Origin of the sequence: Thioalkalivibrio versutus, from assembly GCF_001020955.1 — a bacterium.
Classification (GTDB): Bacteria; Pseudomonadota; Gammaproteobacteria; order Ectothiorhodospirales; family Ectothiorhodospiraceae; genus Thioalkalivibrio; species Thioalkalivibrio versutus.
In genome coordinates, this window is record NZ_CP011367.1 from 1,813,334 (window position 1) to 1,826,178 (window position 12,845).

The window sequence follows — 12,845 nt, forward strand, 5'->3', positions numbered from 1 at the left end:
CGGCGAATCCTAGAACTTGAGCATGGAAGGCTTTTCATCCCCACAAGAACGTCGGGGACACGGCACTCACAGAACGAATCCGCGCCGCGGCTACACCAGCAGGGCCTCGGCGAAGACGTAGACCGCCAGGCTGATCAGCACCAGCGCCACCACGGAAAGCAGTGCCCCGCCCCGCACCATGTCCAGCACCTGCAGGCGGTTGCTGGCGAACACGATGGCATTCGGCGGGGTCGCCACCGGTAGCATGAAGGCCACGGAAGCGGCAAAGGCGACGGGGAGTGCCAGCATCAGGACCGGCACGTCCATGCTCAGCGCAAACGCGGTGACCAGGGGTAGCAGCGTCGCGGCCGTGGCCGTATTGCTGGTTACGTGGCTCAGCGTCATGGTCAGCAACACCACCCCGGCCATGATCAGGATCAGCGGCCAGGTCTGCGCGATCACCAGGGCATCGGCCGCCAGCTCCGCCAGACCACTGGACTCGATGGCCGCCCCCAGGCTCAGGCCGCCTCCGACCAGCAGCAGCACGCCCCAGGGCAGTTCGCGGGTGTTGTCCCAGGCCAACAACCTGCGCTGCTCCATGGAACCCGAGGGGATCAGGAACAACAAGCCGGCGCCCAGGATCGCAATGCCCGCATCGGTCAGCGAGATGGGCAGCCACCCCTCCAGCAGCGGTCGTGTCAGCCAGGCGAGCGCGACCAGCAAGAACACCGCCGCCACGCGCTTCTCTGCGGTCGACCAGCGCCCGACCGTGGCGCGCTGCTCGTCCAGCAGGGCGCGCAGGCCGTTCAGTTCGACCCGGTGCACCGGGAACACCCAGCGCGTCAGCAGCCACCACGCGAGGACCAGGAGGATCGCCGCCAGCGGCAGGCCCAGGGTCATCCACTCCAGAAACCCGATCTCCATCCCGTGGCGATCCCCGAGATAGGCCGCGGTCAGGGCGTTCGGCGGCGAGCCGATAATGGTCGCCATGCCCCCGATGTTTGCGGCAAAGGCGATCCCCAGCAACAACGCCAGGGCCGGGCGCCGCGACTCCGCACTCGCCCCCGGACCCTGTGGCGATGCACCACGTTCAATCAGGCCCAGCACCGACAGTGCGATCGGCAGCATCAGCGCCGCGGTCGCGGTATTGCTGACCCACATGGACAACCCGGCCGTGGCCAGCATGAAGGCCCCGACCAGGGCGTGCAGACGATTCCCGGAACGGGCCACGATCGCCAGCGCCATGCGCCGGTGCAAATCCCAGCGCTGCACCGCCAAGGCGATCGCAAAGCCACCCATGAACAGGAAGATGATCGGGTTCGCGTAGGGCGCGGTCGCGTTCTCCATCGAGGTAATGTCGAGGACCGGGAGGATCGCGATCGGCAGCAGCGCCGTGACCGGCAGCGGCAACGCCTCGCTGATCCACCAGGTCGCCATGAACAGCGTCAGCCCCAGCACCCACCAAGCCGCCGGATCGAACCCCGTCGGCGCCGGCACCAGCAGGAACAGCACAAAGATCGCCGGGCCCAGCATCAGGCCGATCCGGGCGCGCCAGTCCACCGTCGAGCCCTTCGCCACCGCCGCTTCGCCTTCCTGCCCCGTCTCGTCGGTATCCGCCATGCGCCTCGTCTTGTGGGAAATCCGCCGGAGTGAAAACCAACCGGTGTCATCGGAAATTGCATCGCCCGGGCAACGTGACTATCGTTGACCCGTTATGCGTCGCTCCCGGTTCGGGTGCGCCGCCGCCTCAGTTTCTCACGACACCGTACAAGGAGTCTTTCATGGCCTACGAACTGCCCGATCTGCCCTACGCCAAGAACGCGCTGGAGCCGCACATCTCCGCCGAGACGCTGGAATACCATCACGACAAGCACCACGCGACCTACGTGACCAAGCTGAACGGCCTGTTGCCGGGTTCCGAGTTCGAAAATGCCTCGCTGGAAGACATCATCAAGAAGGCCCCGGCCGGCGGCATCTTCAACAACGGCGCCCAGGTCTGGAACCACACCTTCTACTTCAACTGCATGGCCCCGAACGCCGGCGGCGAACCTTCCGGCAAGCTCGCGGACGCGATCAACAGCGCCTTCGGTTCGTTCGATGCCTTCAAGGAGAAGTTCAACGAATCCGCCGTCGGCAACTTCGGTTCCGGCTGGACCTGGCTGGTGCAGAACAGTGATGGCTCGGTGGAGATCGTCAACACCTCCAACGCCGCCAACCCGCTGCGCGACGGCAAGACCCCGCTGCTGACCTGCGATGTCTGGGAGCACGCCTACTACATCGACTATCGCAACGCGCGCCCGAAGTACCTCGAGAACTTCTGGGCCGTGGTCAACTGGGACTTTGCTGCCCAGCAGATGAAGTAAACCCCAAAGGGTTTATATACTAGGCGCCTTTGGCCGCATGATGCGGCTGCGCCTTTCATCGAGCCGGCGGTCCTCCGCCGGCTCTTTGGTTTCGGAGAACCCAATGAACGACGCCCTGCAGAACACCTACAAGCGCCTGCCCGTCGCCTTTGAACGCGGCGAAGGCGCCTGGCTGTGGGACACCGACGGCAAGCGCTATCTGGATGCCTTGTCCGGCATTGCCGTGTGCGGTCTCGGACATGCCCACCCCAAGGTGGCACAAGCCATCTGCGACCAGGCCAGCACGCTGGTGCATACCTCCAACCTGTACCGCATCCCGCTGCAGGAACAGCTGGCCCGGCGTCTGTGCAAGCTGGCCGGCATGGACCGCGCGTTCTTCTGCAACTCCGGAGCCGAGGCCAACGAAGCGGCGATCAAGCTCGCCCGCCTGCACGGCCGCGCCCGGGGCATCGCCGAGCCCAAGATCGTGGTGATGGAGGGCAGCTTCCACGGCCGCACCCTGGCCACGCTGTCCGCCACCGGAAACCCCAAGGTGCGGGCCGGGTTCGAACCGCTGGTCTCGGGCTTCGTGCATGTCCCGCACGGCGACTTCGATGCGGTGGAGGCCCTGGCCGAAGACCCCGACGTGGTCGCAATCCTGGTCGAGCCGGTCACCGGCGAAGGCGGGATCCATGTCCCGCCCCCTGGCTACCTGCGGCGCCTGCGCGAGCTGGCCGACCGCAAGGACTGGCTGCTGATGCTGGACGAGATCCAGGCGGGCATCGGACGCACCGGATACTGGTTCGCCTTCCAGCATGAAGGCATCACGCCGGACGTGGTCAGCCTGGCCAAGGGTCTCGGCAACGGCATCCCCATTGGCGCCAATCTGGTCGCCGGTGCGGCGCGCGAGCTGTTCAGTCCCGGCATGCATGGCACCACCTTCGGGGGCAACCCGCTGGTGTGCCGGGCGGCGCTGGCCGTGCTCGACGTCATGCAGGACGAGGCCCTGTGCGAACAGGCCGCCCGCCAGGGCGAATTCCTTCTGGGTCGCCTGCGCGACCGCCTGAGCGACCACCCGGGCGTGGTCGCCGTGCGCGGCCGCGGCCTGATGATCGGCGTCGAGCTGGACCGCCCGGCGGGCGAGCTGGTGATGGCCGCCCTGGAACGCGGCCTGATCCTGAACGTGACGGCGGACCGCGTGATCCGCCTGCTGCCGCCGCTGATCATCGACGATGAGCAGGTGGAACAGATCGCCGCCACCGTAGCCGACCTGGTGGATGCCTTCCTGTCATCCTCTGTCCCAAAGGAGGTCTCTGCATGAACCCTCGCCATTACCTCTCGTTCCTCGATCTCTCCGGGGATGAAACCCGTGCCCTGCTTCAACGGGCGATCGAGCTCAAGCAGCAGCTGAAGTCGGGCGGACACCACGACGACCTGCTGCGCGGCAAGACCCTGGGCATGATCTTCGAGAAGTCCTCCACCCGCACCCGGGTCTCGTTCGAGGTGGGCATGCAGCAGCTGGGCGGCAACGCCCTGTTCCTGTCCCCGCGCGACACCCAGCTGGGCCGCGGCGAGCCGATCGAAGACACCGCCCGCGTACTCTCGCGCATGGTCGACTGCGTGATGATCCGCACCTACGAGCACGAGAAGATCGAACTGTTCGCCAAGCACTCCTCGGTCCCGGTGATCAACGGCCTGACCGATCTGGAGCACCCGGCGCAGCTGCTCGCCGACCTGCAGACCTACGTCGAGCACCGCGGCGACATCCGCGGCAAGCGCGTGGCCTGGATCGGCGACGGCAACAACATGTGCCACAGCTACATGTACGCCGCCCGCCAGCTGGATTTCCAGCTGGTCGCCGCCTGCCCGGAAGGCTACGACCCGGAGCCCAGCGTGGTCGAAACCACGCAGGAACACTTCGAGCTGACGCGCGACGCACGTGCCGCGGCCGAGGGTGCGGATCTGGTCGTCACCGATGTCTGGGCGAGCATGGGCCAGGAGCAGGAAAAGAGCGCGCGGCGCCGGGCCTTCTCCGGCTTCTTCGTCGATGCCGACCTGATGCGGCTCGCCAACGACGACGCCCTGTTCATGCACTGCCTGCCGGCGCACCGCGAGGAAGAGGTCTCCACGGATGTCCTGGAAGGCCCGCAAAGTGTGGTCTGGGACGAGGCCGAGAACCGCCTGCACGCCCAGAAGGCCCTGCTCGAATTCCTGATCACCCTCAACGCCAGCTAGCGTTCTTCGCGTCCCCTTTTATCCATCACGAAGCACACGAAGATCCGAAGGGCACAGAGGACACAGAGGACACAGAGCAGATCCAGGGTAGAAAAATCGCCTGATTGGCGACGAGAGTCAGCCAGTCACGGGGATCGTCCGGGGACGTAAATGGCCCGTCGCAGGTCGCTCTAATCCGGGCCGTTTGGGAATGTCACCCTCCCCGGCCCTTGCCCCTGCACTGTCATCCCGGCCGGAGCGAAGCGAAGAGCCGGGATCTTCCCCGTTGGGGCAACCCCAGCCGCCGAGATCCCGGATAACCGCTACGCGGTTTCCGGGATGACGAAAAAGGCGGCGCGGGGAGTCCTGGAGCGCGTACCGCTGCGCTCCAGGGCCACCTTCGGCCGCCGGGTGCGGTACACACCCGGGCCCGCACGATCCCTGGACCTGGCTGACCCATGTGGCGAATCAGGAAACCTCGAGAAGCAGTGGAATCCGGTGTCCGCGCGCCAAGCCTGTTGTCCGCATCCCATCAGCTTTCCTGCCCTTCTCTGTGAACTCTGTGGTTCCAGGCTATTGGCCTCCTTCGTGCGCTTCTTGGTTGGCGTAACGGCGGCGGGATCAGGCGCTAACGCCGCGGGCATGGATACGGCGGCGGGATTGCCAGCGGTAGAGCACGCGCCAGCCGAGAAGGAAGGCGAGGATGGCCGCGTACAGGGCGACCTCCACGTAGTCGGCGCGTGCCAGCCACAGGAAGTGGAGCACCGCCAGCACGCCGGCCAGGTACACCCCACGGTGCAGCCAGACCCACTTCTTCTTGAGCCAGCGCTGGGCGGCGTTGGTGGAGGTCAGCGTCAACGCCAGCAGGATCAGCCAGGCGGCGAAGCCAACCATCACGAACGGGCGCTCGGTCAGGTCGTAGAGCACCAGTTCCCAGTCAAAGAACAGATCCACCCCCAGCCAGATCAGGGCGTGCGCGGTCACGTAACCGAACGCCACCAGCCCCAGCATTCGCCGCAGCCGCACGATCCAGGACAGCCCTGTCATCTGCCGCAGCGGTGTGACCGCCAGCGCGATCAGCAGCGCGATCATTGCGTGGGTGCCGGAGAGTTCCAACAACTTCTCGATCGGGTTCACGCCCAGCCCGTCGAACCAGCCCAGCGTACGCAGGCCAATCCAGGCCGCCGGGACCAGCGAGGCCAGCAGCACCGCCCACCAGACGCCACGCGGTGGACGGGCGCGCGCCCGGCGCGTTGAGGCCGTCATGCCGTCACCGCGTCAGATGTACCGCGTCAGGTCCATCCCCTCGTACAGCGAGGCGACTTCATCGGCATAGCCGTTGAACATCTCCGTGCGCCGGCGGCGGAACTCGCCGATCCGGCGCTCGGTGCGCTGTGACCAGCGCGGATGGTCCACGTCCGGATTCACGTTGCTGTAGAAACCGTACTCGTCGGACTGCGCCTGATTCCACAGGGTCGGCGGCTGGTCCTCGACAAAACGGATGTGCTGGATCGACTTGATGCTCTTGAAGCCGTACTTCCACGGCACCACCACGCGGATCGGCGCCCCGTTTTGATTCGGCAGCACTTCGTCGTACAACCCCACGGCCAGAATCGTCAGCGGATGCATCGCCTCGTCCAGGCGCAGCCCCTCGGTATAGGGCCACTCGAGCCCGCCACTACTGCCGCGGCGGCGGCGCTGGCCGCGCAGGTTGTCCGGATCGTAGATGCTCTCGAAGGCGACATAGCGGGCACCGCCGCGCGGCTGTGCCTTTTCGATGATGCGATTCAGCTCGAAGCCGATCCACGGGATCACCATGGACCAGCCCTCGACACAGCGCATGCGATAGATCCGCTCCTCCAGTGACCAGGGGCTGATGAAATCCTCGACCGCATACTCGCCGGGGTTCTCGCACAGCCCGTCCACGGTGATGGTCCAGGGGTCGGTCTTCAGCTGGTCGGCGTAGGTCTTGGGGTCACTCTTGCCCGGCCCCATCTCGAAGAAATTGTTGTAGCTGGTGATCTCGTCATACGCGGTCTTCGACTCGTCCGTGGAGTAATCACTGCCCTCGAACTCGAGCGGGTAGCCGCGCAGCGCGGCCGAGGCCGGCAACGCCATGCCCAGCCCCCCCAGGGCAAGACCGGCGCCCAACCCGACCCCGGCACGCAGGAACTCGCGCCGCCGCGCGTAGACCTCCGGCGGGGTGATCTCGCTATGGGAACACTCGGAACGACGTCGGTTGCGGATCAGCATGGCCTGCCCTCGCGACTGGTTGGGGTGACAGTGAGAAGCGCTGCCACTCGTGCACGATGGACCAGAAGCAGCGTCCCGAGTTCGGCGCGCCATGCCCATAAGACAATCCGCCGAACAATAAGAATTTTCTGCTTGCGCAGCGCCGGGAACGATATATAAGGCTTTTCTGATACCGCAGTCCGGGGTGGCCCGGCCGGCTTGTCAGGAGACCCGACAATGGATCCGACGATCGACGACGTGGCCGATGGTGCCGACGAAATCGCCAGCCTGTTCGACAACCAGCTCGTCAATGACCGCGGCCCGGCACGCCACGCCGCTCGCCGCGCCCTGGAACGCCTGATGGAAGAACGCGCCCTGCGCGCCCACCTCGAGGACGACTTCGACCTGGCCCCCGCCCACGAAGCCCTGGAGTGGTAACCCCCGGGGTGGCGCGCACCGCCACCCCATTTCCGAAACGCCCCACATCATCGATGCAATTCGCTCCGCTGATCACATCCTACGAACCCATTTCTCCCCTCGTAGGATGTGATGAGCCCCGCGAATCGCATCACTCGGATACATCAACCACCCCGGGCCTCCCCCACAACCAAGCCATCCGATTCCGGCACGCCACCCCAATCCACCGGATACACACCTGCCCGCACAAACCGGTGAAAACTGGAGTACGGCCACTCGGCCACACAACGTGCCCAGCCATGCTTCACCGGGTTGTAATGGATATAATCGACATGGCGGACCCAATCATCCTCATCGCGGATGCAATGCTCCCAGAACCGGCGTTGCCAGAGCCCTCGCTCACCGCGTCTTGCCCGGCTACGCGTGCGCGCTTCGCCAGCACACACCAACCGCGAGAACCGCGCCTTGATCAACCGCCATCGGCGGCTGAAATCGGCATCATCGTCCGGCAGGCGCCAGATACAATGGAGATGCTCGGGCAACACCACCATCGCGTCGATCACGAACGGATGACGATGCCGCACCTCGCGAAACGCGTCTCTCAACGCGTCAATGTGATCCGTAAATAGGGTGTTTCCTACCCGAACGGCCGCATTCACAGTGAAAAAATACGTGCCACCCGGCACGCGCACACGGCGATAATCCGTCATCCGTCGCCTCCCTTCCCTGGGATTGGTTCGAACCGATGTTTGTGCTGCTCCGACGCGATGCGATTCGCTCCGCTCATCGCATCCTACAAGGGCGGGTAGAATTTTCGTAGGATGCGATGAGCGAAGCGAATCGCATCAACCCCTCAGGCAGAGGCCCCCAACCCAAGGCCTTCACCCGTCCTCATACCCCGTCAACTCCACGAAGCCCCGGCCGACCGGCTCGCCATCCGCGTCGAGGATATCCACGGCCCCTTCCCAATAGCGGACCACCGTGTCCATCTCCTGCTCGTCGCGCACCGCGACCACGGTCCACTCGCGCACAGGCCCGCCACCCGGAGGCTCGATGCGCATCGACCATTCCACCGGATAGCGATTGCCGGACGGCTGGGTGGCGTAGCGGGTGGGTTCGAGCTGCACCTGCTCCGGCTCCAGCAGGGCGTCCTGGGCATTCGCCGGCATCCAGCGACCTTTCGATAACTCATGCGGCGTGCCATCGGGACGCCGCAACTGGTAATACATCACGTCCAGCCCGTCATCCAGCTGCAGCGCGAACCAGTCCCAGCCCGCCTGATCCTCGGCCAGCGCACTGGTACTCCATTCGCGGTCCATCCACGCCTGCCCGGTCACGTCCAGCGTTGCCCCAGCAGCACGGCGCACCTCGCCGGCCACCGCGATACGCGGCATCGAGTAGTAATACGAGGCATCGCCCGGCTCCGGCCCCTTCTGGCTCAGGCCGGCCTCGCCCTGCAACACCGGCTCGCGCGCCGGCTCAAGGTCCAGGGACAGCACGTAGTCCTCGACCGTGAAGCGCAGCGTCCAGCGCGCCCCCTCCAGCCCGGCTAGTTCCCAATCCTCGGCCCAGACACGCCCCACAGGCTCGGTCGCCCCGGCCAGCCCGCCGCCATCGCGCACGAACCGCTCCTCGGATGCGTGAAACCCCGCGTCACGGTCCAGCACCGCCGTATGCACCATCCACAGATCGGGGCTGGCCCAGGCCGACTCGTGCCAGACCGGATCCCCAGCGAGCCCGGGCGCGAGCCCCACGCGGAAGAACGTCACGTGAAACGCGAAACGCTCGCCTTCGGGCCCGTCCAGATTCCCCGTCAGATACCACCACTCGTTGCGAAACCCCGGATGCGGCCCATGATCGCGCGGAAACTCGAACGCCCGCGGCGCATCGGCGCGGCGAAAGCCCGTGGTGTCCTCACCCCCGAGCGCCTCGCTCACCCGCAGTCCGGTCACCCCCGAATCGTCCGCCTCCGGCGGCTCCACACCCCCGCATGCGGCCAGTAATCCCACCAACAACATGACCAGAAGCCCCTGTAGGAGCGGGCTTGCCCGCGAAGCCCCCGCCCGCGCTGGATTCTGCCGCGAGCCATTCGCTGGCAAGCCCGCTCCTACAAAATCAAACCACCGCATTACGGCACCTCCCTAAGCGCCGGCACCAGCCGCATCCTCGCCATCCGCCAGGCGGGGATCACCGACGCCAGCAATGCAGCCCCCACCCCCAGCAACACGGTCTCCCCGACCTCAACCCAGGGCAGGCGCAGGTCCATGCCCCAGCCAAAGGCCTCGCGGTTGATCACCTCGATCAGCAACCAGCCCATCCCTAGCCCGAGCGGGATCGCCGCCAGGGCGGCGAATACCCCGAGCACCCCGCCCTGCAGCACCACCAGCCCGCGCACGCCGCCGGGCAACAGGCCGAGGCTGCGCAGCGTGGCGAACTCGCGCGCCCGTTCCATCTGCAACGCAATCAACGCCCCCAGGATCGCGATGAACGCGACCACCAGCGTGATCACCCGCAACAGATGCGTGATCGCAAAGGTCCGATCGAAGATCGCCATGGACTCCTGCTCGATATCCCCCGGCCGCGTCACCAGCGCCGCGTGGTCCTGCGCCGCCAGCCACGCCTCCAGGTGCTCCACCGCCTGCTCGGCGTCGGCCCCGTCCGGCAGGCGCAGCCCGAATGAGCCCACCCCGTCCGGGGGCGCTCCCCCACGCGCGAACGCCGCCTGCGTCATCAGCACCGTACCCTGCGGGTTCCCGTAGTCGCGATAGATCCCGAGGATGTCGAACGCCCGCCGCCCCCCCGCCGCGGCCAGCGAAAGCCGATCGCCCAACCCCACGTCGTGATGCGCGGCAAACGGCTCGGTCACCAACACGGCATCGTCCGCGGCCAGCCGTGCCCCCAGCGCCTCGCGGGGCACGGCCGCCTCCAGTAGCGGCAGGTAGTCCAGCCAGTCGGCATGCGGACGCACCACGTACAGGTCCACCAGTCCCCGGTCACTGACGACCTCCTGGCTGGTGCCGGAACTGACCGACACAGCACCCGACCGGGCCACCAGGTCGGCCGTCCAGTCCTCCGGCAGGCGCGCCCCACCGCGCGCCGAGGCCGGGGCCGCCGGCACTACGTACAGGTCCGAGGTCAGCGCCTGCCCCAGCCACTGCTCGACGCTGCCGCGAAAGCTCCCCACCATCACCGCCACGCCTATCGCCGCCGCCAGCGCCAGGGTCAGCGCCGAGGTGGCGGGCGCGCTGCGCGACAAGCTGCGCTCCAGGCTGCGAACCGCAATGCGCGGCAAGGCCGCCCCGCGCACCAGCACCGCCAGGCCACGCAGCGTCCACGCCAGCACCCAGGGCAGCAGCAACACGAACCCCGCAATCAGCAGGAACAGTGCGACAAACCCGCCCACCAGCGCCCCGGCACCGGTCACGATCAACCCGACACCCGCCAGCAACAGAACGATAGACGCCAGCGCCAGCCACACGGCCCAGCCACGGGCTCGCCGTTCCAGCCCCCCGCGCCCGGTGCCGGCCGGGCTGGCCACCCGCGCCGCCTCCCAGGCCGGGGCCAGTGCGGCCGCCAGCGACAGCCCCACGCCCAGCAGGAGCACCGCGGCCAGAGCCAATGGCCGCGGCGTGACCCCGGTCACCGCCACCGCGAAGAAGTGATCCGTCACCGTCTGCGCGACCTGCGCAACCAGCACCTGTGCCAGGGCCACCCCCAGCAGCGCACCCAGCAGCGTGCCGATCACGCCGACCAGCAGGGCCTCCAGCAGCACCACCCCGAAGATCGCCCGGCGCCCGACACCAACCAGGCGCAGGCTGGCAATCACCTCGCGCCGGCGCAGTACCGCAAAGGTCTGCGTGTTGTAGATCAGAAACGCCGCGATCAGCAGCGCCAGCAGGCTCATCGCGGTGAGGTTGATGCGGAACGCCTGCGCCAGCTGGCGCGCGGCCTGCCCCCGGCTCTCGACCGCCACAAGCTCCAGCTCGGCGGGCAATGCCGCGACCAGGGCCTCGACCTCGTCATCCGCCAGCCGCAGGTCGATCCGGTCCAGCCGCCCCAGCCGGTCGAGCAATACCTGCGCCGTCGCGATGTCCGTCACCCAGAGCGAGGCACCCGCATCATCACTCGGGGCCTCATCCGGTTCGTCACGCTCGGCAGCACGATCGATCAGCGTGACCTCGTGCTCGCCCCCGGCCGCCTCCAGGACCCGGCGCGCCTCATGCGCCTCCCCGCTCGCCCGAAACCAGCCCGCGGGCGGCAGGATCGTTCCCGGCTCGGTCACCAGGCGCTGCACCGGGGCATCGCCGATATCCGAGGCCGCCCCGCGAAACGGCCCCTCGGCCAGCGGATCGACGCCCAGCACGTAGATCGTCGTGCCATCCGGCAGTCGCGCCGGGCCCTCCACGATCGGGGCCGTATCCCGCCACCCGGCCATGCGCAGGTCGCGGTAAAAGGCCTCGTCGAAGCCGCTCGCCGGCCCCAGCACCTGATGCGTAGCGGCCCCGGCCACCTCGTCCATCGAGCGGTCGAAGGCCCGCTGGGCGGACTGGTTCGCCAGATCCACCGCCAGCACCACCGCCACGCCGATGATCACACCGACCAGCGTCAGCACCCGCTGCAGCGGCCGCCGACGCCAGTCGCGCAGCCACGCACGCAGAACGAGACCGCTCACGCCGGCAACCCCTCCACCGATTCCGGAGGCTGAAGGACCCCGTCGCGCATCGTCAGCACCCGATCCAGTCGCCCCGCCAGTTCATTGCTGTGGGTCACCAGCAACAAGGAACACCCGGTCGCCCGTACTTGCTCCAGCAGCAGCCCGAATATCGTCTCGCCAGTGCGCGAGTCGAGGTTCCCGGTCGGCTCGTCGGCGAGGATCAGCGCCGGCTCGTGCACCAGCGCCCGCGCGATCGCGACCCGCTGCTGCTCGCCACCCGACAGCGCCTCCGGATACCGCTCACCCTTGTCCCCCAGCCCTACCGCCGTCAGCTGGCGTCCGGCGCGCTCGCGGCGGGCGGCCGCATCGGCCTGCGTTGCCAGCTCCAGCGGCAGCATCACGTTCTCCAGCACCGTCAGCGTCGGAATCAGATGGAACGACTGGAACACGATCCCCACGCGGGCCCGGCGCAGCCGCGTGCGTGCCGCCTCGTCCAGCCCCGCGAGCGCCTCGCCCGCCAGATGCACCTCGCCGCGATCCGCCGCCTCCAGCCCGGCCGCCAGATGCAGCAGGGTGGACTTGCCACTCCCGCTCTCGCCCACGATCGCCACGCGCTCGCCGGGGGCCAGCTCGAAGTCCACACCGTGCAGCACCTCGCCCTCGCCGGGGTAGGCAAACGCCACATCGGTCAGAGACAGCACCACGCCTTCTACCGAGCCTTGTTGCTCCATCGCAGACACCTTTTCAATCACACGAATCTTCGCCTGCGAGCAGGCTCCTACACGGCAGGAAAAGCCCACCGTAGGAGCCTGCTCGCAGGCGAACAGCGCTCACCGAACGCCCCACACGTTCCAGCCCATCACAGACCATTAAGACTAGATGAATGTTTCAAAATGCCACACAAGCGGTTGATTGAGGCCCGGCATCCGTTAGAATAAGCGCCATCTCCACACACGGGAACGCGCCTTGACACGCCGATCAAGCAGCCGATCACGCAGCCGATCTAT

General features: G+C 67.2%; 11 protein-coding genes. 4 read left to right on the forward strand and 7 right to left on the reverse strand.

The genetic code is table 11. The features are described 5' to 3' along the window. Nucleotides 1-90: 90 nt before the first annotated feature. Entirely contained in the window at nucleotides 91-1,599 is a 1,509-nt protein-coding gene (locus tag TVD_RS08395; protein ID WP_047251350.1) for an SLC13 family permease, read from the reverse strand. A 161-nt stretch (nucleotides 1,600-1,760) separates the two neighbouring features. Between TVD_RS08395 and TVD_RS08400 the strand changes: the two genes are divergently transcribed. The 3 genes from TVD_RS08400 to argF all read left to right on the forward strand — a co-directional run bounded on the left by TVD_RS08400 (nucleotide 1,761) and on the right by argF (nucleotide 4,556). Next, nucleotides 1,761-2,342, forward strand: a complete 582-nt coding sequence (locus TVD_RS08400; RefSeq protein ID WP_018145408.1) for a superoxide dismutase — start codon at nucleotides 1,761-1,763, stop codon at nucleotides 2,340-2,342. A gap of 103 nt (nucleotides 2,343-2,445) precedes the next feature. Further along, a complete protein-coding gene (locus TVD_RS08405; protein ID WP_018938045.1) occupies nucleotides 2,446-3,642 on the forward strand; it encodes an acetylornithine transaminase in 1,197 nt (398 codons plus the stop codon). Continuing rightward, complete coding sequence (gene argF / locus TVD_RS08410) at nucleotides 3,639-4,556, forward strand: ornithine carbamoyltransferase (RefSeq protein ID WP_018145406.1); 918 nt, start codon at nucleotides 3,639-3,641, stop codon at nucleotides 4,554-4,556. Before TVD_RS08405 ends, argF begins: the two co-directional genes overlap by 4 nt. Nucleotides 4,557-5,156: 600 nt before the next feature. On the opposite strand, the gene TVD_RS08415 is transcribed toward argF, so the two are convergent. Together TVD_RS08415 and msrP are read right to left on the reverse strand one after the other, a co-directional pair. Continuing rightward, nucleotides 5,157-5,801 (reverse strand): protein-methionine-sulfoxide reductase heme-binding subunit MsrQ, encoded by a 645-nt coding sequence (locus TVD_RS08415; RefSeq protein ID WP_047251351.1) that lies wholly within the window; start codon nucleotides 5,799-5,801, stop codon nucleotides 5,157-5,159. A gap of 12 nt (nucleotides 5,802-5,813) precedes the next feature. After that, nucleotides 5,814-6,788: a protein-methionine-sulfoxide reductase catalytic subunit MsrP gene (gene msrP, locus TVD_RS08420; protein WP_047251352.1), complete on the reverse strand. Its 975-nt coding sequence runs from the start codon at nucleotides 6,786-6,788 to the stop codon at nucleotides 5,814-5,816. Nucleotides 6,789-7,004: 216 nt separating this feature from the next. On the opposite strand from msrP, the gene TVD_RS08425 reads away from it, so the two are divergent. After that, nucleotides 7,005-7,205: a PA3496 family putative envelope integrity protein gene (locus tag TVD_RS08425; protein WP_018145403.1), complete on the forward strand. Its 201-nt coding sequence runs from the start codon at nucleotides 7,005-7,007 to the stop codon at nucleotides 7,203-7,205. Between the two features lie 143 nt (nucleotides 7,206-7,348). Here the strand turns inward: TVD_RS08425 and TVD_RS14255 are convergent, their stop codons facing one another. The 4 genes from TVD_RS14255 to TVD_RS08445 form a co-directional block, all read right to left on the reverse strand. Beyond that, the gene (locus TVD_RS14255; protein WP_082119106.1) at nucleotides 7,349-7,894 is read right to left on the reverse strand and encodes an REP-associated tyrosine transposase; all 546 of its coding nucleotides are present in this window, start codon (nucleotides 7,892-7,894) and stop codon (nucleotides 7,349-7,351) included. A 171-nt stretch (nucleotides 7,895-8,065) separates the two neighbouring features. Next, the gene (locus TVD_RS08435; protein ID WP_047251353.1) at nucleotides 8,066-9,202 is read right to left on the reverse strand and encodes a lipocalin-like domain-containing protein; all 1,137 of its coding nucleotides are present in this window, start codon (nucleotides 9,200-9,202) and stop codon (nucleotides 8,066-8,068) included. 110 nt (nucleotides 9,203-9,312) lie between these two features. Next, nucleotides 9,313-11,856 (reverse strand): ABC transporter permease, encoded by a 2,544-nt coding sequence (locus TVD_RS08440; protein ID WP_047251354.1) that lies wholly within the window; start codon nucleotides 11,854-11,856, stop codon nucleotides 9,313-9,315. Beyond that, nucleotides 11,853-12,569, reverse strand: coding sequence for an ABC transporter ATP-binding protein (locus TVD_RS08445; protein ID WP_047251355.1), 717 nt, complete (start codon nucleotides 12,567-12,569; stop codon nucleotides 11,853-11,855). Before TVD_RS08445 ends, TVD_RS08440 begins: the two co-directional genes overlap by 4 nt. Nucleotides 12,570-12,845 lie beyond the last annotated feature (276 nt).

Excerpts from the sequence above, each read along its gene's own strand:
- TVD_RS08395 (WP_047251350.1), bottom strand. The coding sequence starts at position 1,599 with ATGGCGGATACCGACGAGACGGGGCAGGAAGGCGAAGCGGCGGTGGCG.
- TVD_RS08400 (WP_018145408.1), top strand. The coding sequence starts at position 1,761 with ATGGCCTACGAACTGCCCGATCTGCCCTACGCCAAGAACGCGCTGGAG.
- TVD_RS08405 (WP_018938045.1), top strand. The coding sequence starts at position 2,446 with ATGAACGACGCCCTGCAGAACACCTACAAGCGCCTGCCCGTCGCCTTT.
- argF (WP_018145406.1), top strand. The coding sequence starts at position 3,639 with ATGAACCCTCGCCATTACCTCTCGTTCCTCGATCTCTCCGGGGATGAA.
- TVD_RS08415 (WP_047251351.1), bottom strand. The coding sequence starts at position 5,801 with ATGACGGCCTCAACGCGCCGGGCGCGCGCCCGTCCACCGCGTGGCGTC.
- msrP (WP_047251352.1), bottom strand. The coding sequence starts at position 6,788 with ATGCTGATCCGCAACCGACGTCGTTCCGAGTGTTCCCATAGCGAGATC.
- TVD_RS08425 (WP_018145403.1), top strand. The coding sequence starts at position 7,005 with ATGGATCCGACGATCGACGACGTGGCCGATGGTGCCGACGAAATCGCC.
- TVD_RS14255 (WP_082119106.1), bottom strand. The coding sequence starts at position 7,894 with ATGACGGATTATCGCCGTGTGCGCGTGCCGGGTGGCACGTATTTTTTC.
- TVD_RS08435 (WP_047251353.1), bottom strand. The coding sequence starts at position 9,202 with ATGTTGTTGGTGGGATTACTGGCCGCATGCGGGGGTGTGGAGCCGCCG.
- TVD_RS08445 (WP_047251355.1), bottom strand. The coding sequence starts at position 12,569 with ATGGAGCAACAAGGCTCGGTAGAAGGCGTGGTGCTGTCTCTGACCGAT.